Below are 23,258 nucleotides of genomic sequence, written 5' to 3' on the forward strand. Positions count from 1 at the left end.
AGGGAAGCTCAGACGTGCACGGTCGTGATCGGTAGCGAGGAGTCGGCGGGGATGGCCAGCGTCGAGGGCGTGATGCCGGCCGCGACCAGGTCGGAGCCCAGCGCGGCGACCATGGCGCCGTTGTCGGTGCACAACCCCGGCCTGGGCACGCGCAGCCGTACGCCGGCCGCCTCGCACCGCTCCTGGGCCAGCGCCCGCAGCCGGGAGTTGGCCGCCACCCCACCGCCGATCAGCAGGTCGTGCACGTCGTACTTCCTGCACGCCTGCAGCGCCTTGCGGGTCAGCACGTCCACCACGGCCTCCTGGAAGGACGCGGCCACGTCGGGCACGTGGATGGACTCGCCCGACGCCTGACGGGCCTCCACCCAGCGCGCCACGGCCGTCTTGAGCCCGGAGAAGGAGAAGTCGAGGGTCCCGTCGTCGAGTTTGCCGCGCGGGAAGGCGATGGCGGCGCCCGAGCCGTCGCGGGCGGCCCTGTCGATGTACGGACCACCGGGGAACGGCAGGCCCAGCACGCGGGCGACCTTGTCGAACGCCTCCCCCGCCGCGTCGTCCACGGTGGAGCCGAGCGAGATCACGTCCGCGGCCACGTCGGGCACGAGCAGCAGCGAGGAGTGCCCGCCGGAGACCAGCATGGCGATGCACGGCTTGGGCAGCGGCCCGTGTTCGAGCTGGTCCACCGCGACGTGGGCGGCGAGGTGGTTGACGCCGTAGAGCGGCACGCCGAGCCCGAGCGAGTACGACTTGGCCGCGGCCACGCCCACCAGCAGCGCCCCCGCCAGCCCTGGACCGGCCGTCACGGCGATGGCGTCGATGTCGGCGAACTTGAGCCCGGCCTCGGCCAGCGCGGCCTCCACGGTGGGCGTCATGGCCTCCAGGTGGGCGCGCGAGGCGACCTCGGGCACCACGCCGCCGTACCTGGCGTGCTCTTCCATGCTGGAGGCGATCGTGTTGGCCAGCAGCGTGTGACCTCTGACGATGCCGATGCCGGTCTCGTCGCAGGACGTCTCGATGCCCAGGACCAGGGGTTCGTCAGCCATCCAGCTTCCTCTTCATCATGATCGCGTCGGTGCCGTCGTCGTAGTAGCGGCGGCGGGTGCCGATGTCCTCGAACCCGAAATGCCGGTAGACCGCCTGCGCACGCGGATTGTCGGCGCGTACCTCCAGGAAGATCTCCCGCGCGCCCCTGCGCCGCGCCTCGGCCAGCAGCTCGGTCAGCATCGCGCTGCCCAGGCCGGTGCCCTGGTACTTCTCCAGCACCGCGATGGTCTGCACGTCGGCCTGGTCGGCCGCGGCGGCCAGGCCCGCGTAGGCCACGATCTCGTCGTCCACCAGGACCACCACGTAGTGGCGCGTGCGGGGCATGTCGGCCAGTTCGCCGCGCATCATGCCCTCGCTCCACGCGTCGAGCGGGAACGTGGCCCGCTCGATCGCCATGACCGCCGGCAGGTCGGCCTCGGTCATCGTGCGCAGCTTCACGCCGTCACCCTCTTGGGCGCGCCCGGCACCGCCGCATCGGGCCTGCGCAGGTAGATCGGCCGCGGCGGGTCGAGCGGGATGCCCTCGGCCAGCCGCTCGGCCGCCAGGGCCGCCAGGGCGCCCGCGTAGGGGTAGGCGGGCGCGTCGCCGCCGTCGCCCAGCAGGTCGGCGTAGAGCTCGGCGCCCGCGCCCACGACCGGCAGCCCTTCCACGGGCACGTCGGCGGGCCGGTCCACGAAGGGGCCGTCGAGCCGGGTGCGCAGGTCGGTGTAGCGGGCCCAGAACACCTCTTTGCGCCGCGCGTCGGTGGCCGCGATGAAGGGCTCGGTGCGTCCGCTGCCGTAGGCGACGGCGTCGAGCGTGCAGATGCCGTACGCGGGCACGCCCAGCGACGTGGCGAGCCCCTGCGCGGTCATCAGCCCCACGCGCAGCCCGGTGTAGGGACCGGGACCGCTGCCGGCCACGATGGCCGACACCTCGCGCAGCGCCGCGCCCGCCTGTTTCAGCACGAGCTCGATGGTGGGCACGAGCAGCTCTCCGTGCCGCCGGGCGTCGATCGTCGTCGACTCGGCGAGCACGCGCTGCCCGTCGTGGAGCGCGGCGGTGACGGCGGGCGTCGCGGTATCAAAGGCCAGGACCAGCACGACTGTTTAGCCTACCCGCCGTAGCGGTCACGCCCATCCCGTACGCAGCTTGAGCCAGTCGAGCGCCACCACGCCCTGCGCCCGCTGGAAGGCCCTGACCGTGGGCAGCCCCGGCGGATCGGGCTGCCGGCACTGCCAGGCGAAGTAGCCGGCAATGGCGGCGACCACCACGGTAACGGCCGGATCAGGGTCGGTGAACAGCTCCTGCGGCGACGGCCCGCCCTGCATGCCGACGGACGGCAACATCGCCACCCGGTCGTACCAGGCCGCACCGCGGCAGGCCCAAGGCCAGTCCACGTTCATCGCTCAGCAGAATGTTGTCGGCGCGCCTGCCACCCGTCGTACGCAGCCGCACGGCCGCGGCCGGGGAGAAGCCGCCCGGCTGGGTGACCGCCTCGGCCACGGGCCCGCCGAGGAACTCCTCGACGGCCGCGCGCGCCCCCGGATGCACCCGCGCCCACGGCAGGCGGACACCGGCGGCGGGCGGGGCGGCGGTTTCGCTCATGGGGCTCTCAGACCGGCGAGGCGTACACGATGACGTTGTCGAGGTATTCGCCGGCAGCGTAGTCGAACTTGCCGCCGCAGGTCACCAGCTTCAACCCGTCTTCGATGTACACCCGGTCGGTGGGGAAGCTGTCCTTGTGCACCTGCTCGATGGAGTCCACCTTGAACTCCACGACCTTGCCGTCGCTGCGCTCGACCTTGACGCTCTCGCCCTTGCGTAACTGTTTGAGCTTGTAGAACACGGCGGGGGCGGTCTTGGTGTCGACGTGACCGATGATCACCGAGGCGCCCTTCTCGCCGGGCACCGCGCTGCCGGTGTACCAGCCGGCCACCTTCGGTTTCTCGTACGGCGGCAGCTCGACCTCGCCGTTCTTCAGCAGCCCGAGCTTCATCAGCGACGCGTCCACGTCGATCGAGGGGATGTCGATGCTCTTGGGCACGACGTTCTTGGCTGCGGGGGCGGTGCTGTTGGTCTGCATGCCCTTGCCGAAGGCGAACAGCAGAATGCCGGTGACGGCGCCGGCGAGCACCACCCGTCCTGGGCGGGCCACGGCGTTATGCCCGGTTGCGCCGCTTGACCGCGAAGCCGATGCCCGCGGCGAGGGCCAGCGCGATCAGCACGCCGGCCGGGCCGAACGGGATCGAGGAGTCGTCGGAGGCGTCCTGCGCGTACGTGCCGCCGCCACCGGCCCTCGGCGCCCTGGTGGGCACGGTCCTGGTCGGCTCGGGCTCGGCCGCCACGACCCTGAGCGTGGCCCTGCCCATGTCGTTGGTGCCGTCGCACTTGACGTCCACCCGGTAGCTGTCGCGTCGGATCGTTCCCGAGACCTGCGCCTCGCCGCGCACCCACGGCGAGCCGGCGGGGGCGGTGACGTTGCCCGTGGGGGTGACCGAGGCCGCGGGAACCGGGTTGAGCCTGACGCCGTTGACGAACGCCCTGGACGTGGCGGTGCCTTCGTGGCGCGGGCCACCGGTCGGAACGGGGCAGTTGGCCAGCACGAACACCCTGGAGGTCTCGCCGGCGGTGACGCGGTCGGGATTGAGCTGGACCATGATGGTCGGCCTGGTGGTGGTCGTCCTCGGGGTGCTGGTCTCGGTCGTGGTGGTCGTGGCGGTGGCCGTCGGGGCGGGGGTCGAGACCGTTGGGGTGGCTGTTGGATCGGCGCCCGCCGAAGCCGAACAGCCGGTCACACCGACCATGACGATGGCTCCCGCGCACACGACTCGCCTGACCCTGAGCACCGGCCGCACCCCACTCCGCCGTCTTGCACCCCAGCATCCACCAAAATTGGTGGGCCTGCTCGTCCTGATACCCAGAAATTCTAGGCGAATCCCTGACCAACGATCATGATTTCGATCCCCGGCCTGGTGTGTCCAGGGTGCCAGGCATACCGGTGTTTTACCGGGGTTTCAGTCTTGTAGCGGATCAGACGGCGTGTCGGCCCACCTGGAGCCCACGCCTCGCAGTGTCACAACGCGGGCCTCGTCGCCGGCCTCGCGGTCGATGTGGATCTCCAGCCGGTCCTCGGCCAGCCCTTCGACCAGTCCCTCGCCCCACTCGACGACGGTGACCGAATCCTCCAGCGAGGCGTCCAGGTCGAGGTCGTCCACCTCCAGGTCGCCGCCCAGGCGGTAGGCGTCCACGTGCACGAGCGGCGGGCCCTGCCGCAGCGAGGGGTGCACCCTGGCGATCACGAACGTGGGCGAGGTGATCGGGCCGCGTACCTTGAGGCCCTCGGCGATGCCCTGCACCAGCGTGGTCTTGCCCGCGCCGAGCGGGCCCGACAGGACCAGCAGGTCGCCGGGGCGCAGGTGGGCGGCCAGGCGGGCGCCGTAGGCCCGCATGTCGTCGGAGGTGGGCAGCCGCACTAGCGTTCCACCCTCTTCAGCAGGTCGCGCAGCGCGTCGTTGACGATGCCGGGACGTTCGAGCTGGATCAGGTGGGAGGTGTCGGGCACCTCGGTGAACTGGGCCTTGGGCAGCGCGGCGGCGATGGCCTTGCTGTGGTCGGGCGGGGTCAGCCAGTCGCGGTCGCCGACCAGGATCGCGGTGGGCACCGGGTCCAGCACGTGCAGGGCGGAGAGCTTGTCGTGGTTCATCAGCGCCGGATAGAAGTTGGCGACCACCTCGGTCGGCGTCGCCCTGATCATCGACTCGGCGAAGTCGACCACGGTGGGGCTGATGTTCTTGGAGTCGCCGAAACCGAACAGGCGGGTGATCAGGAAGGCGATGTCGCTGCCCGCGTGGCGGGTCCTGTCGACCAGCGCGCCCCGCTTGCCCAGTATCGACACCGTGCCGGGGGTCACCTTGTGCACGATCTTGGAGAACATCGCGGGCAGGCCCAGGGTCAGCTCGGCCAGCTTGCCCGCCGAGGTCGCGATGAGCGCCGCCGCGCGGATCTTCTCACCGAACAACTCGGGACGGCGGTCGGCCAGCGCCATGATCGTCATGCCGCCCATGGAGTGGCCCACCAGCACGCACGGCCCCGGCACGAACTTCTCGATCACCTCGGCCAGGTCGTCGCCCAGCCGGTCGATCGTGCAGTCCTCGGCGCCGGCGCGCTGCGAACGCCCGTGCGAGCGCTGGTCCCAGAGCACGACCCGGTAGTTCTCGCGCAGGTCCTTGCGCTGGTAGTGCCACGACTCCAGGTTGAGACAGTAACCGTGGCAGAGCACGACGGTCAGCGGCGCGTCCTCGGGGCCGTCGATCTCCACATGCAGGGCATAGCCGTCGGAGGTGACGAGTGTGCGCTCCCTGCCCCGCAGCTCACCGAACGGCTCGCTCGCCTCGGTGTCGGGGCGCAGCCTGATCTGGCCGACCGCGTAACGCTTGGCCAGTGCCACCGCCGCGACGCCGGCGGAAGCCGCACCGACGAGCGCGCCGGCGATCCCCACCCTGCGCCGTGTTGTCGTCGTCATGTACCCGATCCTTCTCCGCTCATCGCCGCCGCGAAGTGCCCTTCGTCACGTTCCGGTGAACTCGCGGCACACGCGAACCGATCCTCGTCACGATCTCATGCGTGATCGTGCCGAGGGTATCCGCCCACTCCTGAGCGGTCGGCTCGCCCCCGTCGCCCGGCCCGAACAGCACCACCTCGTCGCCCGCCGAGAGCGGGTCGTCGCCCATGTCGATCATGAACTGGTCCATGCACACCCGGCCCGCGATGCGCCTGCGGCGTCCGCCCGCCAGTACTTCGGCCCGCCCCGTCGCGTGCCGGAGTACGCCGTCCGCGTACCCGAGAGGAACGAGGCCAAGCGTGGTCTCGTGCTCCGTGGTGTAAAGGTGCCCGTAGGACACCCCGGATCCCTGGGTGACGCGCTTGGCCAGAGCGATCCTGGCGACCAGCGTCATGGCCTGCCTGAGGCCGAAGTCGCCCAGCTCGGGGACGGGACTCAGGCCGTACATCGCGATGCCGGGCCTGACCAGGTCGTAGCGGGCCTCCGGGAGCGTCACGATGGCCGCCGAGTTGGCGATGTGCCTGATCACCTCGGAGCCTGCCGCGCCGGCCTGGTCGGCCAGCTTCAGCGCCGCCTCGTACGCCTCGATCTGCTGCCCGACCGACGGATGCCCCGGGATGTCGGCGCAGGCGAGATGGGACCAGAGCCCGGCGATCTCGATGACGCCTTCCGCGCGCAGCTCCAGCGCCCTGGCCAGCAGTTCGGGCCAGGCGGCGAGCGGCGAGCCGCCCCTGCTCATGCCGGTGTCGGCCTCAAGGTGCATGCGCGCGGTACGCCCGGTGCGCCGGGCGGCGTCGGCGATCTCGTCGAGCAGCCGCACGTCGGCGGCCGACAGCTCGATGCCGGCGGTCAGCGCCTCGTCGAGCGGCTCGCCCGGGGTGATCAGCCAGGCCAGGATCGGCGCGGTGACGCCGCCGGCCCGCAGCTCCAGGGCCTCGCGGACGAACGCGGTGCCGAGCCGGCCGGCCCCACCCTCCAACACCGCCTCTGACGTGGGCAACAATCCGTGACCGTAGGCGTCGGCCTTGACCGCTCCCATGAGCTCCGCGCCGCCGGCCCGCTCCTTGAGCAGGGCCACGTTGTGCCTGATGGCCGCCAGGTCGACACGCGCCTCGGCGGGAGTGGCCACTGAGGAGTACATCCTTCCAGTGTGGCAGCTCCCGCGCGTGGTCGAGCGCGATTTCCACCCGTCATGGGATCACCGGGAAGCGTTCGTCACGGCGCGGACGGCGGCCGGGACGGCCGTGGCGACGTCGGCGGCCGTCAGGGGTGCGCCGTCGGCGGCCAGCCGCCCCGCCTCCCCGTGCAGGTAGGCGGCGCACGAGGCGGCGTCGTAGCAGCTCAGCCCACCGGCGAGCAGCGCGCCCGCCAGCCCGGACAACACGTCGCCCGTACCACCCGTGGCCAGCCAGGGCGTGCCTGTCGCGTTGACCCGCACCGGCCGAACGCCCTCGGCCACCACCGTGGTCGAGCCCTTGAGCAGCACGGTCACGCCCAGCTCCGCCGCGGCCGCGCGGACGTGCTCCAGCCTGGCCGCCTCGATGTCGGCGCGGTCCGCCCGGATGAGCCTGGCCAGCTCACCGGCGTGCGGCGTGATGAGGACCGGCGCGCTGCGCCGCAGCAACGCCCGGTCACTGGCGACCAGCGTCAGCCCGTCGGCGTCGATCAGCACGGGCACGTCGGAGGCGAGCACCCTGGCCGCCAGCTCGTGCGCCCAGTCGTCGGTGCCCAGGCCCGGCCCGAGCACCCAGGCCTGCACCCGGCCCACCTGCTCGATCGAGGGCTCCGCCAGCAGCGTGACCACGGCCTCCGGCCAGTGCGAGCGCACCTGGGCGACCGGGGCCTCGCGTCCGGCGTACCTGACCATGCCCGCGCCGCCGCGCAGCGCGCCGCCGACGGCCAGCACGGCGGCGCCGGTGAACAGGTCGCTGCCCGCCGCGACGCCCAGCACACCCCTGCGGTACTTGTCCGACTCCTCCCCGGGACGCGGCAGCAGACGGCCCACGTCGCCGCCGGTGAGCGCGGCGACGTCGGGATCGGGCAGGTGCGGCCCCAGCCCGATGTCCACCAGCACGACCTTCCCCGCGGCGGACGCGCCGGGATCGACCAGCAACCCCGTCTTGTACGCCCCCATCGTCACGGTGACCCCGGCCCGTACGGCGGCCCCCTCGACCTGCCCGCTGCTCGCGTCCACCCCGCTCGGCACGTCCACGGCCACGACCGCGCCCCGGGCGGCGTTCGCCTGCTCGGCCAGCCGCGCGTACGGCTCACGCAACGCCCCGGTGGCCCCGATCCCGACGAGCCCGTCGATGATCAGGCCGGCCCGCTCGATCTCGGACGCCTCGACGACCCGCCCGCCGGCCCGGCGCAGCGCCCGCAGGCCCGCCTCGTGCGTCCTGGACCCGGCGAGCACCGCGCCCACCCGGGCTCCGCGCCTGGCCAGCCGCTCGCCCGCGTACAGGGCGTCGCCGCCGTTGTCGCCGCTGCCGACGAGCAGCACCACGCGCTTGCCGTACACGCGTCCCAGCAGGTCGGCGCAGACGGCGGCGAGGCCGACGGCGGCGCGCTGCATCAGCGTCCCCTCCGGCAGCAGCGCCATGAGCGCGTGCTCGGCACCACGGATCTGGTCGGCAGTGAAAGCGGTGTTCATGGCCTCACTCCGTTCGGCGCCCAGGTCGCCATATGCCGTCGCACGCATGATCCGAAGCTATCCCTCAGCGATCACATAGGCCACGGCCACGCCCGCGTCGTGGCTGAGTGAGATGTGCCAGCGCTTGACGCCGAGCCCGTAGGCGACCTCGGCCACCTTGCCCGTGACCCGCAGCTCGGGCCTGCCCAGCTCGCCACGGCACACCTCGGCCTCCAGGTGCCCGAGCCCCCTGGGTGAGCCGAGCGCCTTGGCCACGGCCTCCTTGGCGGCGAACCTGGCGGCCAGGGACCGCACCGGCAGCCCCTTCTCGTCCTCGGTGAACAGCCGGTCCCGCAGCCTCGGCGTACGCTCCAGCGCGGTCTCGAAGCGGGCGATGTCCACGACGTCCACGCCGATACCCAGGATCATCGCCCCAGCCTACTTAGAACGGCCCGCGCTCCCATGGACCCCAGATGGCGATGGACATGCCCCGCGCGGCCTGGACGTTGACGTAGAGGGTGTGCCCGCCGGGCCCGAAGGTGGAGCCCGCGAACTCCGCCCCCGCGTCGCCGGCGATCGGCTGCAGGCGGCAGAAGTCGAACAGTTCCCCCGCCTTGGTGATGCCGCGCAGGAAGTTGTCGCCGTCGCCGTCCTCGCACAACACCAGCGTGCCGCGCCTGCTGGCCGTCACGTTGTCGGGCAGGTCGAGCACCGACGAGCGCGGGGACTCGTAGACGAGCCTGAGCCGGCCGCTCCACGTCTCGTACGCCCACACCTGCCCCCGCCCGTCGCCGAACCCGTCGGGCTTGCGGTCGCCGGGCGCGGTGGCGCCGCCCTGGGTGGAGACGAAGTACACCGTGCCCTGGTGGTGCACCGCCCCCTCCAGCCGGGAGAAGATCGCCGCGCCCTTCTTCCTGCCCTGCCTGCCCACGGCCTGGGAGGCCTCGTCGTAGGACGGCCTGCCGGTGAAGCGCGGGTCGGGGTCGTCGATGTCCACCCAGACGGTCCCGTACGCGGCCCCGCGCCGCTGCCCGGCCGACAGGTCCTTGCGTTCCTCGTCGCCGACGGCGAGCATCTGCAGCCGGCCGCCGTCGAGCAGCCGGCCGGCCAGGACCGGGTGTTTGGGCGGCAGGTAGCGGTAGAAGCCCGACGGAAAGGAGAAGTTGTCCTCGGTCAGGTAGATGGCGCCCGATGAGGGGTCGAAGGCGGCCGACTCGTGCGGGAAGCGCCCGGCCGCCTTGATCGGCCTGGCGGTGGCGGCGCGGCCGACGGGCACCTCGAAGATGTAGCCGTGCTTCCTGGTGAGCTTGGAGTTGTCGGCGCCGGTGTGGTCGTCGGCCACGTCGGGGCCGTTGACCGTCTCCTCGCAGCTCACCCAGGCCCGCCAGACCATGGGGCCGCCCGAGCAGTTGGTCATGGTGCCGTTCAGTGAGGGCACGCTCTTGACCACCTCGCCGTGGCGGGTGACCTGCAACGTCGAGGTGCCGCCGCCGGCCGCCGGGTCGTAGGCCCTGTCCTTGTCGCCGAACGCGCCCACGGGGCCGGTGACCTCGTGGTTGCGGATCAGGACGGCGCTGCCCTTGGGCCCGGAGAAGGCGGCCATGCCGTCGTGCCTGCCCGGCACGGTGCTGCCGTCGCTGAACTTCTCGCCCGCCAGGCTGAAGGAGCGGTACTTGAAGCCGTCGGGCAGGTGCAGGCGCACCTTTCCGTCGCGCAGATCGCGTACGGGACGCAGCGGCCCGTACCCGCGCACGGGTTTGGCCCCTCCCTTGGCTCCGGCGCACGCGACCCCGGCGAAGGGCCCTGCGATGCCGGCCACGATGAAGCGACGACGGTCCACGGAACTACCTCCCGTCCGGACAGTAGCCGCCGGCGTACCCCTCCATAGCTGATTTGCCAAGACCTGCAGTCATTCCCCATCTGGGCTCTCGGTAATCCCACGTTTTTATCCACAGGCTGTGGACCGACCCGCGGGTATCCGGTTCGTCCCCCGTCGCTACGCTGCCAAGGTGAACAACGGCTACGTGGAACTGAGCAGGGAGCGGTGGAGCGAACTCCGCAAGAACACGCCCTTGACTCTCACCGCAGACGAGCTGGAAGAGCTACGCGGCGTCGAAGATCCCATCGATCTGACCGAAGTGACCGACATCTACCTTCCGTTGACCCGGCTGCTCAACCTGCACTTCACCGGGTCCAAGCAGCGCAGCAGCGTGCTGAGCGCGTTCCTCGGCCACCCTGGGCAGCGCGTCCCCTACATCCTGGGCATCGCGGGCAGCGTCGCGGTCGGCAAGTCGACCACCGCGCGCCTGCTGCACACCCTCCTGGCCCGCTGGCCCGAGCACCCGAACGTGGAGCTGATCACCACCGACAGCTTCCTCTACCCCAACGCGGTGCTGGAGTCCAAGGGGATCATGCATCGCAAGGGCTTCCCCGAGAGCTATGACCGGCGCGCGCTGGTCAGGTTCGTGGCGGAGGTGAAGGCGGGCGGGGCGGAGGTGCACGCGCCCGTCTACAGCCACCTTGAGTACGACATCGTCCCCGGCGCCACCCAGTCCGTGCGGAACCCCGACATTTTGATCATCGAAGGACTCAACGTCCTGCAACCGGCCCCGCCCACGTCCCTCGCCGTCAACGACTACTTCGACTTCTCCATCTACGTGGACGCCAAGGTCGAGGACATCCGCACCTGGTACGTCGAACGTTTCCACAAGCTCCGCCGGACCGCCTTCGAGGACCCGAAGTCGTATTTCCGGCACATCGCGGAGCAGCTCTCCTACGAGGAGGCCACGGAGTTCGCCCGTAACGTCTGGCGCGACATCAACGAGCGCAACCTCATCGAGAACATCGCCCCCACCAGGGGCCGGGCGGATCTCGTACTCAAGAAGGGCGTCGACCACTCCGTACGGCGGGTGCGTCTCCGTCAGACCTGAACGAGTCAGACCCGAACGAGTCAGACCCGAACGCGTCGGACCCGAACGCGTCGGACCCGAACGCCTCCTCGAACAGGTAGCGGGCGAACCTGCCGGCGCACTCCTGGTCGTCGACGTCGGCGAACCAGCACTCCTCACCGTGGTCGTGGCACGTGAACCAGATCATGCGAGGAAGCTTCGCGTATCCCTATCAACACATCATCAAGGTTAGATCGACAACAATGGGCCCGTGCTACATCTGCGACTGATCATCCCGGCCGCGCGCACCGAAGAGGCGACGGCGGTGCTGGAGGACTGCCCCGGCGTCACCAACATCGTCGTCCTGCCGGGCGCGGCCCGCGAGCCGCGGGGCGACCTGGTCTTCTGCGACGCGGCCAGGGAGTCGGCCAACGAGGTGCTGGGCCGGCTCAAGTGGCTGGAGACAGAGGGCTCCATCGCCGCCGAGCAGGTCGATCTTTCGCTGTCGAAGGCCGCGGAAGACGCGATCGAGGAGGCTCCGGGCGATCCCGACGACGCGGTCATCTGGGAGGAACTCGCGCAGAAGGTCTCCACCGACTCGCGGGTGACCTGGGCGTACCTGGCCTTCTTCGCCATCGCCACCCAGCTCGCGGGGATCGGCGTGCTGCAGAACTCGCCCATTCTGATCGTCGGCGCGATGGTGCTCGGGCCGGAGTTCGGCGCGGTCGCGGCCGTCTGCTTCGGCCTGCTGAACGTCAGGTGGCACCTGGTGGCGACGGCGCTGCGCACGCTGGTCATCGGGTTCCTGGTGGCGATCGCGATCACCTTCGCCTGCGCGTTCGTCTCCCAGTGGCTGGGCTGGTTCGACATGAGCAACCTCCGGGAGAACGAGGAGGTCCAGTTCATCGTCAAGCCCGACCGCTGGTCGTTCATCGTGGCGCTGCTGGCGGGCGCGGCCGGGGTGTTGTCGGTGACGGCCGGCAAGTCCTCGGCCCTGGTCGGCGTCTTCATCTCGGTCACCACGGTCCCCGCGGCCGGTTACGCGGCCGTCGCCCTGTCGCTGAGCGACTGGAACGAGGTCGCGGGCTCGGTCTCCCAGCTCGCCGTCAACATCCTGGGAATGGTGATCGCCGGCACCGTCACCCTCTGGATCCAGCGCAGATTCTGGCCTCAAGTAGGACGGCGTTCATCCGTATGACCGAGGCCATGGCCAGGTTCGCCCCGGTAGTGTCCGGCACATGCACATCCTCGCAACCGAGGGGCTGACCAAACGTTTCCCCACCGTCACCGCGGTCGACCAGCTCACGGTCTCCGTGGGCCCGGGCGTCACCGGCCTGGTGGGGGCGAACGGCGCCGGCAAGTCGACGCTGATCAAGATCCTGCTCGGCCTTCTGCCGCCTTCCGGCGGCGCCGCACGGGTGCTCGATCTGGACGTCACCGAGCAGGGCGCCCAAATCCGGCGGCTCGTCGGATACATGCCCGAGCACGAATGCCTGCCCCCCGACGTCTCCGCCACCGAACTGGTCGTGCACCTCGCGCGGATGTCCGGCCTGCCGCGCACCGCCGCCCGCGAGCGCGCCGCCGACGTCCTGCGCCACGTCGGCCTGGCCGAAGAGCGCTATCGGCCCGTCGGGGGTTACTCGACCGGCATGAAGCAGCGGGTCAAGCTGGCCCAGGCGCTCGTCCACGACCCCAAACTGATCTTCCTCGACGAGCCCACGAACGGCCTCGACCCGCGCGGCCGCGACGAGATGCTGACGCTGATCAGGCGCATCGGCACCGAGTTCGGCATCAGCGTGCTGGTCACCTCCCACCTGCTCGGCGAGCTGGAACGCATCTGCGACCACGTGATCGTCATCGACGCCGGGCGGCTGCTGCGCTCCTCGGCGATCGGCGAGTTCACCCAGGCCACGCAGACCGTGACGGTGGAGGTCGACGAGGGCCTCGACGAGCTGGCGGCCCGGCTGTCCGGCGGCGGGCAGACCGTCTCGCGGCAGGGGCGCATGCTGGTGGTCAAGGTGCTGGGGCCCGAGACGTACGACGCGATCCGCGACACCACCGCCGAGCTGGACCTGTGCCTCATCCGCCTGGAGCAGGGACGCCACCGCATCGAGGACGTCTTCAGGGATGAGGTCGGCGCACATGTCTGAGATCTACGACATCGGCTACCGCCACTATGACGGCGTACGCCTCGGCCGCTGGCACTCGACCCGGGCCCTGGCCGTGCACAGCCTGCGCGGCATCTTCGGCCTCGGCCGACCCGCCCGCAGCAAGATCGTGCCCTTCTCGCTGGCCGCCATCATGATCCTGCCCGCCGTCGTGGGCATCGCCATGATGGCCCTGATCAACCAGCGCGGCATCGCCTACAGCGGGTACGCGGTCGTCATGCAGGCCGTGGTGGCGATCTTCCTGGCCGCGCAGTCCCCCACGGTGGTCGCGCCCGACCTGCGCTACCGCGTGCTGCCGCTCTACCTCTCGCGTCCCGTCTCGATCATCGAGTACGTCGGCGCCAAGGTCGTGGCGATGACCGTGGCGGTGTTCGCGCTCATCGCGGTGCCGATCACGCTGATGTACCTGGGTGAGCTGGTGGTGGACATGGCGGGGCCGCCGGCCACCGGCGAGTACCTGGGCGCGATGGCCATGGCGCTGGTGCTGGCGCTGCTGCTGGCGGTCTTCGGGCTGGCGCTGGCCTCGTTCACGCCGCGGCGCGGGCTCGGCGTGGCCTCGGTGATCACGGTGTACCTACTGTCGTCGGCCGCGGTCCCGATCCTCTACGGCACCCTGTACTCCTCCGGCAACGAGGTCGCGGCCTCCTATGCCTGGCTGGTGAACCCGTTCTGGCTGGTCGACTCCGTACAGAGCGCACTCTTCGGCACCCCGCCGCACTCCATCGAGGACGGCGCCTATCCGGGCGGCGTCGCCTCGGTCGCGGTCCTGCTGGTGCTGCTCATCGCCGGCCTGTTCGCTCTCGCTCTGCGTTACCGGAAGGCGGCCGCGCGATGAAGGTCGAGCTCTCGCAGGTGTCACGCTGGTACGGCAACGTGGTGGCCGTCAACGACGTGACGATGACCATCGGCCCCGGGGTCACCGGGCTGCTCGGCCCGAACGGCGCGGGCAAGTCGACGCTCCTGCACATGATGGCCGGCTTCCTGTCCCCTTCGGGCGGCACGGTCTCGCTGGACGGCGCCAAGGTCTGGAAGAACCACCACATTTACCGAAATATCGGCCTAGTTCCGGAGCGGGAGGGTGTGTATGGCTTCCTCACCGGCTGGCAGTTCGTCCTGTCCGCCGCCCGCCTCCACGGCCTGCCCGACCCCGTCGAGGCCGCCCGCAAGGCGCTGGCCACGGTGGAGATGGAGGAGCCCAAGGACCGGCGCGTGGAGACGTACTCCAAGGGCATGCGCCAGCGCGTCAAGGTAGCCGCGGCCCTCGTCCACGACCCGCCCGTGCTCCTGCTGGACGAGCCGTTCAACGGCATGGACCCCCGCCAGCGCATGCACCTCATGGACCTGATCCGCGCCATGGGCACGGCCGGCAAGACGATCCTGTTCAGCTCCCACATCCTGGAGGAGGTCGAACGGGTCGCCCAGCACATCGAGGTCCTGGTGGCGGGCCGGCACGCGGCGTCGGGCAACTTCCGCGAGATCAGGCGGCTGATGACGGACAGGCCCCACCTGTTCATGATCCGCTCCAGCGACGACAGGAAACTCGCCGCCGCCCTCGTCCGCGACGCCTCGACCGGCGGCATCACGCTGCGCCCCGACGGCCTGGAGGTCCAGGCCAGCGAGTTCCGCCGGTTCGCCCGCCTCCTGCCCCGGGTCGCCCGGGCCGAGGGCGTACGCCTGCACCAGGTCTCCCCGGCGGACGAGGACCTGGAGAGCGTCTTCTCCTACCTGATCAACCGGAGCACCTGACATGAACACCGTGGTTGCGGGCATCACCTACCGCGCTCTGCTGGGCCGCCGGCGGATCATCCTGCTCCTGCTGCTGCCGCTCGCCCTGATCGGCCTGGCCGTGCTGTTCCGCGTCTTCGGCGGCGCCGACCAGCGCTCGGCCGTGCTGCTGCTGCAGAACTTCGCCATCGGCACCATGTTGCCGCTGCTCGGCCTGATCGCGGGCACCGGCGTCATCGCCCCGGAGATCGACGACGGCACCATCATCCACCTGATGTCCAAGCCGATCTCCCGCCCGGTCATCGTCCAGACGAAGTTCCTGGTGGCGGCCTCGCTGCTGGCCCTGTTCGCGGCCGTGCCGACGTACGCGGCCGGCTGGCTCCTGATCCGCAACGAGGACGGCATCGCGGCCGGCTTCGCCCTGGGCACCCTGGTCGCCGGCATCGCCTACGCGGCCGTCTTCCTCCTCCTGGGCATCGTCACCAGGCACGCGGTCACGATCGGCATCATCTACGCCCTGGTCTGGGAGAGCCTGGTGGGCAACCTCATCCCGGGCGCCCGCAAGTTCTCCATCCAGCACTGGGGCCAGTCAATAGCCGACCAGTTCACCACTTCACCCTTCTTCAAGGCTGAGGTAGCCCTGGGCGTCGCCATCCCGGCCCTGCTCCTCATCACCGTCGCCGCGGTCCTGTGGGCCGGCCAGCGACTCCGCGCGTTCTCCCTCACGGGCGACGAGTAGATCACCTGTAGTGTTGGGGCCATGCCTGCGCGCCTGACAGAGCTGCGGCTGACGGAGTTCAAGACCTTCAGGAACGCTGTACTGCCGATGGGCGACATGACCGTGCTCATCGGCAGAAACAGCAGCGGCAAGTCCAACGCCCTCGACGCGCTGGAGGTGCTGTCACGGCTCGCCGAGGGCGGCCATATCGTCGACGCCCTCGACAGCAGGCGCGGCGATGAGGGGCCGTTGCGCGGCGGGATAGAGGGCTGCCCCCCACACGGCAGCGAGGTGTTCACGCTGGGCTGCACGGTCCTCAACCCCGATCGGGCGACCGAGGACGGCTACACCGCAGTGGATCTCGACCTCACGATCCGTCTCGGGCCGGACCCAGACGTCATCCGCGAGACGATGTCAGGCTGGCGCGGCACCTCGGACCAGCCGAAGCTGGGATCACCAACCAGCCTCTTTGATCGGACCCACGCCCGCTGGAGCGATCTCCCCCTCTCCAGCCTCATGATCCCTCGCCTGCGCTTCAGCGTGTCGGCGAGCATGCTTCCCCGTCATGCCAAGCCCGCAGCGGACGATCTGCTGAATGCGTTGCGCCGCGTGTTCCACCTCGATCCGGTGCCCCATCTGATGCGGCAATACGTGCCAGGCCGTGACATCCGCCTGCGCAGAACCGCAGAGAACCTATCCGCTGTGATCCATCACATGCGACAGTCCGCGCCGGAGAGCTTCGACGAGTTGGTGTGGCACACTCAGGCACTCGTCGAACACGAGATCTCCACCATCGACCTCGTCAGCTCCACCCTCGGCGACGTGATGCTCGCCCTCCAGGAAGGCACGTCATCGACTCCCGCCCGCGAGATGAGCGACGGCCTGCTCCGCTACATGGCCATCGCCACCACCCTGCTCCATGAGGGCGAGAACCTTGACCTGAGCTCGGCCGACTCGACGTCCCCAACGCTGGTCATCGAAGAACTGGAGAACGGCCTGCACCCCTCGCAAGCCTCTCAGCTCCTCGACCTGGTCAAGGCGACGACCGGCGCTCAGGTGATCTTCACGACGCACAGTCCGGCGCTCCTGTCCGCCCTGGCCCCCGAGGACCACGCCAACGTCATCGTCAGCACCAGAGACCGCGCCACCGGCCTGTCCCACCTGACGAATCTTCCGGACATCGAGGGCTACCCCAGCCTGATGGCCCAAGGAGATCTCGGCGCCGTCGTCACCGCGGGCAAACTCGAACGCCGCACACCCGAACTCGACCACACGGAGTTCGACCGCCTGATGGGCCTCGGGCAGCAGTGAGCCGCAGAGTCGAGTTCGTCGACACCACCATCCTGTGCAACCTGCTCGACGTCCCCGGCAAGAACCAGAACCGCGCGGCCGTCGCCCGTGACCTCACCGAGCACAAACGCGGCTGCCAGCTCATCCTCCCGGTCACAACGGTGATCGAGACCGGCAACCACATCGCCCAACTCCCCGACGGCCGGCTCCGCCGCCTCTACGCCGAGAAGCTGTCGCAACTGCTGGAGATGGTGATCGACGGCCGAGCCCCGTGGGTCCTGCACACGGTCGAATGGGGAGCGGGCTTCCTGCGCTCGCTCATCGACGGCGCGGGCACCGGCGTCCCGCTGTCTGACCACGTCATGAGCAAGCTCGGCCTGGGCGACCTGTGCATCCTCGCCGAACGCGAGCTCTACCGCAGCCGCGTGACAGGCGTGGAAGTGGCCATCTGGACCCTGGACGACCAGCTCAGGTCCCACTCGTGACAAAGGTCGGGTACGGCACCGCGATGCCGTACCCGACGAGACTTCTAGACGCAGGCCGTACGGACGACGTCGGCCAGGCGGCCCGCCACCTGTGAGGCGTGCTCCTCCGATGCGGCCTCGACCATGACGCGGATCATGGGCTCGGTCCCGCTCGGCCTGATCAGGACGCGGCCGGTCTCGCCCAGTTCCGCCTCCGCTTCGGCGACGGCGGCGACGAGTTCGGGCACCGCGGCCTTGCCCCTGTCCACGTCCTTGATGTTGATCAGGATCTGCGGCAGCGGCGTCATCACCGAGGCCAGTTCCTTCAGCGGCACGCCCGACTTGGCCACCACGCCCAGCAGGTGCAGCGAGGTGAGCAGGCCGTCGCCCGTGGTGGCGTGGTCGAGCATGATGACGTGGCCCGACTGCTCGCCGCCCAGGTTGAAGCCGTCGGACTTCATCCGTTCCAGCACGTAGCGGTCGCCCACCGCGGTCTCCACCACGGTGATCCCCGCGTCGCGCATCGCCAGCTTGAAGCCCAGGTTGGACATCACGGTCGCGACCACGGTGTCCTTGGCCAGCAGGCCGTCGCCGTGCATGGCGGCGGCCAGTACGGCCATGATGTGGTCGCCGTCCACGATCGCGCCCGTGTGGTCGATCGCCAGGCAGCGGTCGGCGTCGCCGTCGTAGGCCACGCCCAGGTCGGCTCCGCGAGAGACGACCACCTGCTGGAGCTTGCTCAGGTGGGTGGAGCCGGCGCCGGCGTTGATGTTGAGGCCGTCGGGTCTGGCGCCGATGGCCTCGACCCTGGCGCCCGCTCGTACCAGCGCCTCGGGAGCCACCATGTGGGCGGCGCCGTGCGCGCAGTCGACCACGACGTTCAGGCCGTCCAGCGGCGCGGTCATCGTGGTCAGCACGTGCGAGATGTAGCGATCCGCCTCACCGTAGGCGTCGCGCACGCGTCCCACGCCGGAGCCGACGGGGAAGCTCCACTTCTCGCCCAGCCGCCGCTCGATCTCGTCCTCGACCGCGTCGGACAGCTTGAAGCCGCCCCGTGCGAGGAACTTGAGGCCGTTGTCGGGCGCCGGGTTGTGCGAGGCCGACAACATGACGCCGATGTCGGCGCCGAGCGCGGCGGTGAGGTGGGCGACGGCCGGGGTGGGCAACACGCCGAGGCGCAGCACATCCACTCCAGACGCCGCGAGGCCGGCGACCACTGCGGCCTCGAGAAATTCTCCCGAGGCACGCGGGTCCCGGCCTACGACCGCCACCGGACGACGTCCGGTAGCGGCGAACGCGCCTGCATCGCCGAGGATGTGCGCAGCCGCCACGGACAGGTCCATGGCGAGCTGTGCCGTGAGGTCGCGACCCGCGACCCCACGTACCCCGTCGGTGCCGAAAAGGCGCGCCAACTTAGCGCTTGCTGTACTGCGGAGCCTTACGGGCCTTCTTGAGGCCGTACTTCTTCCGCTCCGTGGCGCGGGCGTCACGGGTGAGGAAGCCGGCCTTCTTCAGCGGCGGGCGGTTGACCTCGACGTCCAGGATCGCCAGGGCGCGGGACAGGCCCATGCGCAGCGCGCCGGCCTGACCGGTCACGCCGCCGCCGTCGATGCGCGCGATGATGTCGAACGCCTCTTCGGCGCCGAGCACCACGAAGGGCTCGTTGACGATCTGCTGGTGGACCTTGTTCGGGAAGTAGGCGTCCAGCGAACGGCCGTTGATCGTCCACTTGCCGGTGCCGGGGACGATGCGCACGCGGGCGATCGCCTCCTTGCGGCGGCCGGTGCCGTACGAGTTGCCCGTGGTGACGGGCTTGCGCACGGGAGCGTCAGCGCTGGCGGTGGACTCGGTGGTGTATTCGGACGGGAACTCCTCGCTGCTGGAGAAGTCCTCCACCTCGGCCGTCTCGACGGCCGTCTCGACACCGGTGGGCTCAGCCACGGTTCTCCTCTAAATCTTTCGAAGCTACTACTGGGCGATCTGGGTGATCTCGAACGGCACCGGCTGCTGGGCCTGGTGCGGGTGCTCAGAACCCGCGTAGACCTTCAGCTTCTTGGCCATCTTCCGGCCGAGGGAGTTCTTCGGCAGCATGCCCTTGACGGCCTTTTCCACTGCCTTGTCGGGCCGCTTGTCCATGAGCTCGCCATAGCTGACGGAACGCAGACCGCCCGGGTAGCCCGAGTGGCGGTAAGCCTTCTTCTGCTCACGCTTGTTGCCGCTGAGCGCGATCTTGTCGGCGTTGATGACGATGACGAAGTCACCGGTGTCAACGTGGTTGGCGAAGATCGGCTTGTGCTTGCCGCGGAGCAGGATCGCGACGTGGCTGGCCAGCCGGCCCAGCACGACATCGGTCGCGTCGATGACGTACCACTGACGCTGGACGTCGGCGGGCTTCGGTGAGTACGTGCGCACGGTCGTAGCCTTCTTTATGCTCGCGTCTTCGGCGCTGTCGGGATGCGACAGCTCATTGGTCGGTCGGTGCGGGCACACGACAGCCCGGACCTTCCGTCTCCTCAGTACGGGAGATGACGCCGGACGCGCCGCGCATCGGTCACGCTGGACCTGTGCACACAACAGACGACTAGGCTACCCGCCCGGAGGCGTGGTGGTCAAAAGACCGGTAACCCTGTGCGATTCTACCTGACCGCAGAACGGTTCGATTTCGTTTCCCTGGGACCCCTTCTTTCCCAAGACCAGACATCTCTATCGTTAGCGGCGGTATGTGGCGGAACTCTCAAACCCGGCAAACCCAGCGCGGCCTTCGGCGCCGGAGCCACCTGGGTGTGTTCGTCTGTCTCATGATGGCCATGCTTTTCATGGGAGTGCTGATCGGCCGGCTGACCGGCGACGTGGAGCCCGCCCGCCACGTCTACCTGAACGAGACCGCCCCGCCCGCCGCCGCCACGGCCAACCCCGCCCCGACGACGGCCAGGAAGTCCCAGCCGCAGCTCGACAGGATCCCCCGCGAGGCCACGACCAAGAAGGTCCCGCGCGGCTCCGCCACGCCCAAGCCCACCAAGACGCCGCAGGACCAGATCCCCGGCTTCAACTCTCATGACGATCCCGCGGTGTTCGACGACGGGCGCGAAGGCGTACGGGTGCTGACGGGTGTGGCCTCGAAGGTGGTCCGCCTGACCAACGAGGCCCGGGTCGAGCGGGGCTGCGGTTCGCTCAGGGTGGACAGCGGGCTCAGCCGGTCGGCTCGTACACACTCGCTGGAGATGGCCCGTTCAGGGCAACTCGCGCACAACTCCCCCGATGGCGCCTCGCCCTGGGACCGGATGGAGCGGGCCGGATACCGGTGGGGTGCGGCGGAGAACATCGGGGCCGGATACAACACCGCTGAAGAGGCGGTACGCGGCTGGCTGGACAGCCCCGACCACCGCAAGAACATCCTCGACTGCCGCCTCAAGGCGATCGGCGTCGGCGTCGCCTCGGGTCCCGGCGGCCCATGGTGGACCCAGGACTTCGGAACCCAATGACGAACATCACGGTAATGTCGCCGCATGGTTTCCAACGGCAGTGGGGAACGTGACCACGGCACGGGCAGCGCCCCCTACGGGATGGGAGGCGCCCCGAAGCAGCCGGGCGGCGCGCCCAACGGTGACCCCCTCATGAGCGGCCCCGCAGGCGACGCTCCCGCAGGCGGCGGCCCTGCTGGCAGCCTCTTCACCAACAGCGGACCAGCGAACGGCGGCCCCCGCGACAGCGGGTCCGGTGGCGGCTTCTTCGGCGACGACACCTCCCCGAACGGCCCCGGCTTCTTCGGCGGCGACACCTCCCCCAGCGGCCACCCTGGAGGCGGTGGCTTCCCCGGGAGCGACACCTCCCCGAGCGGTCCTGGGGGCGGCGGCTTCTTCGGCGGCGACAACCCCCCGAGCAGCCCCGGAGCGGGTGATCCCCCGGGCGGCTTCTTCGCCAGCGGCTCCTCCTCCAACAGCGGCCCCCGCAGGGGCCGACCGGGAGGTGGCGACCCCGGCCTCCCCGGCTACGACACCCCCGCGAACGCCCCCGGCTCCTTCGGCGGCGACACCTCCCCCAGCGGCCCCGGAGGCGGCGGCTTCTTCGGCAACGACACCTCCCCGAGCGGCCCCGGAGGCGGCGGCTTCTTCGGCAACGACGGCCCCCCGGGCGGCCCCGCGAACGGCCCCGGAGCCGGCGACCCCGCGGGCGGCTTCTTCGGCGGCGGCTCCTCCTCTGCCGACGGACCGGCGGGCGGCCGACGCGGCGGTGTGTCTCCGCAGGGGCCCGGCGGCGGCAGGCAGGACGGCGGGCTCCCGGGAGGGCCCGGCGGTGGACCTGCGGGAGGCGCCGGGGGCGAAGACTCCACGGGCACCCTGTTCATGAGCGGCCCTCCGGGAGGCGGACCCGCAGGTGGCCGGCATGGCGGACCACCGACCGGTCCCCAGCAGGGCGGTCCCCAGCAGGGCGGCCCTCAGCAGGGCGGTCCGATCGGCCGCGACCCGTTCGCCCGTGACCCGTTCGGCGACGACTCCTTCGGCGGCGGCAGGCCCAACGGCCCCGGCGCAGCTGGGCGTGACGGCCGCGGTTCCGACAACCGTGGATTCGGCGCACCCGGCCCCGGTGGACCTGGAGCCGGTGGACCTGGGGCAGGCGCATCCGGCCCCGGTGGCCCTGGAGCAGGCGCGCCCGGCGGACCCGGTGGACCCGGCGGCCCTGGAGGAAGCGCGCCCGGTGGACCCGGCGGCCCCGGCGGTCCTGGATCCGATGGCCCCACACCCGAAGGCCGCAAGCCCGGCCACCGACGGGCGAAGACCCCCGGACCCGACGCCGCCGCATCGGGCGCCTTCGGAGCCGACGCCTTCGGTGCCGACTCCCCCGACTCAGACGACCCTGGCGCCGACGCGCTCAAGCCCAGCAGGGGCCGCCGTGCCCGCAAGGACGACAACGCGGCGGCAGCCGACGGAGGAACCCCGCAGCCCGCGCAGAGCAGGGTCGGTTGGAGCCCGTACGACGAGGGCAAGCGATCACGCGCCCCACTGTGGTTCGCTCTCGGCGGTGTGGCGGTGCTCGGACTGCTCGGCGGCGGCCTGGCGCTGATGTTCAACGCCGATCCCCCCGTCACCGCCCAGACCGCCGCGGCCCGCCAGACCTCGGCGCCGCTGCCTTCGGTCCCGGCCGGCAAGTACGGCTTCGCCGCCGACCGCGAGACCGACCCCGACGCCATCTCGGTCAAGGAGTTCTTCGGCTCCAAGAAGAAGTTCACGGTCTCCGGCCGCGGCTACGAGATGACGATCACCAGCAAGGACAAGAAGTGCACGGACGGCGCCCTCGGCGACTCCCTGCAGAAGGCGCTCAAGTCCGCCAAGTGCACCCAGTTCCTGCGCGCGAGCTTCCGCGACAAGGCCGGCAAGGTGATCGGTACGGTCGGCGTAGCCAACCTCAGCAGCGGCAAGCAGTCGACCAAGGTGGCCAAGGCCGGCAACAAGGAGAACTACGTCAAGCCGCTGGCAGGCAAGGACACCGTCACCAAACTCCTCGGCTCGGGCAGCGGCGGCGCGAAGATCTCGACGTACGGCCACTACGCGATCCTGGTCTGGTTCCAGAACAAGGACGGCACGAAGCCGGACTCAAAGGGGTCGAAGCGCATTTCCGAGGCCATCAACGACATCACCAAGGCCACGGTGTACCAGGCTCTGGATCACCGTACGCTCACCGGTAACGCGCTGAGCTGAACCGGCATTGTGTGACATGAGTGACAATCGGGTCGCCTGATGCCGCTGGGAACACCCATACCGACATAACGATCTCGCTACTCTCGCTAGGCTCCA

General features: G+C 70.3%; 25 protein-coding genes. 10 read left to right on the top strand and 15 right to left on the bottom strand.

Annotation, left to right across the window (positions count from 1 at the left end; all coding sequences use genetic code 11):
- Nucleotides 1-8: 8 nt before the first annotated feature.
- The 12 genes from tsaD to AB0I81_RS58765 form a co-directional block, all read right to left on the bottom strand.
- On the bottom strand, nucleotides 9-1,040 hold the full coding sequence (tsaD, locus tag AB0I81_RS58710; RefSeq protein WP_360678173.1) for a tRNA (adenosine(37)-N6)-threonylcarbamoyltransferase complex transferase subunit TsaD: 1,032 nt from the start codon (nucleotides 1,038-1,040) through the stop codon (nucleotides 9-11).
- Nucleotides 1,033-1,464, bottom strand: coding sequence for a ribosomal protein S18-alanine N-acetyltransferase (gene rimI, locus AB0I81_RS58715; RefSeq protein ID WP_360678266.1), 432 nt, complete (start codon nucleotides 1,462-1,464; stop codon nucleotides 1,033-1,035). The genes tsaD and rimI overlap by 8 nt, the downstream gene beginning before the upstream one ends.
- 11 nt (nucleotides 1,465-1,475) lie before the next feature.
- Nucleotides 1,476-2,123 (bottom strand): tRNA (adenosine(37)-N6)-threonylcarbamoyltransferase complex dimerization subunit type 1 TsaB, encoded by a 648-nt coding sequence (gene tsaB, locus AB0I81_RS58720; RefSeq protein ID WP_360678175.1) that lies wholly within the window; start codon nucleotides 2,121-2,123, stop codon nucleotides 1,476-1,478.
- 27 nt (nucleotides 2,124-2,150) lie between these two features.
- Entirely contained in the window at nucleotides 2,151-2,426 is a 276-nt protein-coding gene (locus AB0I81_RS58725) for a hypothetical protein (RefSeq protein WP_360678177.1), read from the bottom strand.
- Nucleotides 2,427-2,635: 209 nt separating this feature from the next.
- Nucleotides 2,636-3,178 carry a class F sortase gene (locus tag AB0I81_RS58730; protein WP_360678178.1) on the bottom strand — a complete coding sequence of 181 codons (543 nt, stop codon included), beginning with the start codon at nucleotides 3,176-3,178 and terminating at the stop codon, nucleotides 2,636-2,638.
- 4 nt (nucleotides 3,179-3,182) lie between these two features.
- Entirely contained in the window at nucleotides 3,183-3,869 is a 687-nt protein-coding gene (locus AB0I81_RS58735; RefSeq protein WP_360678180.1) for a hypothetical protein, read from the bottom strand.
- A gap of 168 nt (nucleotides 3,870-4,037) precedes the next feature.
- A complete protein-coding gene (gene tsaE, locus AB0I81_RS58740) occupies nucleotides 4,038-4,472 on the bottom strand; it encodes a tRNA (adenosine(37)-N6)-threonylcarbamoyltransferase complex ATPase subunit type 1 TsaE (RefSeq protein WP_360678268.1) in 435 nt (144 codons plus the stop codon).
- A 23-nt stretch (nucleotides 4,473-4,495) separates the two neighbouring features.
- Complete coding sequence (locus AB0I81_RS58745; protein ID WP_360678182.1) at nucleotides 4,496-5,545, bottom strand: alpha/beta hydrolase; 1,050 nt, start codon at nucleotides 5,543-5,545, stop codon at nucleotides 4,496-4,498.
- 19 nt (nucleotides 5,546-5,564) lie between these two features.
- Nucleotides 5,565-6,725, bottom strand: coding sequence for an alanine racemase (alr, locus tag AB0I81_RS58750; RefSeq protein ID WP_360678184.1), 1,161 nt, complete (start codon nucleotides 6,723-6,725; stop codon nucleotides 5,565-5,567).
- Nucleotides 6,726-6,782: 57 nt separating this feature from the next.
- Nucleotides 6,783-8,234 carry an NAD(P)H-hydrate dehydratase gene (locus AB0I81_RS58755; protein WP_360678270.1) on the bottom strand — a complete coding sequence of 484 codons (1,452 nt, stop codon included), beginning with the start codon at nucleotides 8,232-8,234 and terminating at the stop codon, nucleotides 6,783-6,785.
- A 57-nt stretch (nucleotides 8,235-8,291) separates the two neighbouring features.
- Entirely contained in the window at nucleotides 8,292-8,642 is a 351-nt protein-coding gene (locus AB0I81_RS58760) for a holo-ACP synthase (RefSeq protein WP_360678186.1), read from the bottom strand.
- 13 nt (nucleotides 8,643-8,655) lie between these two features.
- Complete coding sequence (locus AB0I81_RS58765) at nucleotides 8,656-10,053, bottom strand: alkaline phosphatase PhoX (RefSeq protein WP_360678188.1); 1,398 nt, start codon at nucleotides 10,051-10,053, stop codon at nucleotides 8,656-8,658.
- Nucleotides 10,054-10,237: 184 nt separating this feature from the next.
- On the opposite strand from AB0I81_RS58765, the gene coaA reads away from it, so the two are divergent.
- From coaA to AB0I81_RS58805, 8 genes are all read left to right on the top strand, one after another.
- On the top strand, nucleotides 10,238-11,143 hold the full coding sequence (gene coaA / locus AB0I81_RS58770) for a type I pantothenate kinase (protein ID WP_360678272.1): 906 nt from the start codon (nucleotides 10,238-10,240) through the stop codon (nucleotides 11,141-11,143).
- A 229-nt stretch (nucleotides 11,144-11,372) separates the two neighbouring features.
- Nucleotides 11,373-12,299, top strand: a complete 927-nt coding sequence (locus AB0I81_RS58775) for a DUF389 domain-containing protein (protein WP_360678190.1) — start codon at nucleotides 11,373-11,375, stop codon at nucleotides 12,297-12,299.
- A 40-nt stretch (nucleotides 12,300-12,339) separates the two neighbouring features.
- On the top strand, nucleotides 12,340-13,251 hold the full coding sequence (locus AB0I81_RS58780) for an ABC transporter ATP-binding protein (protein WP_360678192.1): 912 nt from the start codon (nucleotides 12,340-12,342) through the stop codon (nucleotides 13,249-13,251).
- Nucleotides 13,244-14,104, top strand: a complete 861-nt coding sequence (locus AB0I81_RS58785) for an ABC transporter permease (RefSeq protein WP_360678194.1) — start codon at nucleotides 13,244-13,246, stop codon at nucleotides 14,102-14,104. The genes AB0I81_RS58780 and AB0I81_RS58785 overlap by 8 nt, the downstream gene beginning before the upstream one ends.
- A complete protein-coding gene (locus AB0I81_RS58790) occupies nucleotides 14,101-15,015 on the top strand; it encodes an ABC transporter ATP-binding protein (protein ID WP_360678196.1) in 915 nt (304 codons plus the stop codon). Before AB0I81_RS58785 ends, AB0I81_RS58790 begins: the two co-directional genes overlap by 4 nt.
- 1 nt (nucleotide 15,016) lies before the next feature.
- The gene (locus AB0I81_RS58795; RefSeq protein WP_360678198.1) at nucleotides 15,017-15,733 is read left to right on the top strand and encodes an ABC transporter permease subunit; all 717 of its coding nucleotides are present in this window, start codon (nucleotides 15,017-15,019) and stop codon (nucleotides 15,731-15,733) included.
- Nucleotides 15,734-15,754: 21 nt separating this feature from the next.
- A complete protein-coding gene (locus AB0I81_RS58800; RefSeq protein WP_360678200.1) occupies nucleotides 15,755-17,023 on the top strand; it encodes an AAA family ATPase in 1,269 nt (422 codons plus the stop codon).
- Entirely contained in the window at nucleotides 17,020-17,487 is a 468-nt protein-coding gene (locus AB0I81_RS58805) for a hypothetical protein (protein ID WP_360678202.1), read from the top strand. The genes AB0I81_RS58800 and AB0I81_RS58805 overlap by 4 nt, the downstream gene beginning before the upstream one ends.
- A 44-nt stretch (nucleotides 17,488-17,531) precedes the next feature.
- Here the strand turns inward: AB0I81_RS58805 and glmM are convergent, their stop codons facing one another.
- From glmM to rplM, 3 genes are read right to left on the bottom strand one after another with little or no spacing between them, the layout of a single operon-like run.
- Nucleotides 17,532-18,878 carry a phosphoglucosamine mutase gene (gene glmM, locus AB0I81_RS58810; protein WP_360678204.1) on the bottom strand — a complete coding sequence of 449 codons (1,347 nt, stop codon included), beginning with the start codon at nucleotides 18,876-18,878 and terminating at the stop codon, nucleotides 17,532-17,534.
- 1 nt (nucleotide 18,879) lies between these two features.
- Complete coding sequence (gene rpsI, locus AB0I81_RS58815; protein WP_360678206.1) at nucleotides 18,880-19,407, bottom strand: 30S ribosomal protein S9; 528 nt, start codon at nucleotides 19,405-19,407, stop codon at nucleotides 18,880-18,882.
- A 27-nt stretch (nucleotides 19,408-19,434) separates the two neighbouring features.
- A complete protein-coding gene (gene rplM, locus AB0I81_RS58820) occupies nucleotides 19,435-19,878 on the bottom strand; it encodes a 50S ribosomal protein L13 (protein WP_049562428.1) in 444 nt (147 codons plus the stop codon).
- 395 nt (nucleotides 19,879-20,273) lie between these two features.
- On the opposite strand from rplM, the gene AB0I81_RS58825 reads away from it, so the two are divergent.
- Together AB0I81_RS58825 and AB0I81_RS58830 are read left to right on the top strand one after the other, a co-directional pair.
- Entirely contained in the window at nucleotides 20,274-20,948 is a 675-nt protein-coding gene (locus tag AB0I81_RS58825; RefSeq protein ID WP_360678209.1) for a CAP domain-containing protein, read from the top strand.
- Nucleotides 20,949-20,972: 24 nt separating this feature from the next.
- On the top strand, nucleotides 20,973-23,162 hold the full coding sequence (locus AB0I81_RS58830) for a hypothetical protein (RefSeq protein WP_360678211.1): 2,190 nt from the start codon (nucleotides 20,973-20,975) through the stop codon (nucleotides 23,160-23,162).
- Nucleotides 23,163-23,258: the final 96 nt, after the last annotated feature.

Origin of the sequence: Nonomuraea sp. NPDC050404 (genome assembly GCF_040655495.1) — a bacterium.
Lineage (GTDB): Bacteria > Actinomycetota > Actinomycetes > Streptosporangiales > Streptosporangiaceae > Nonomuraea.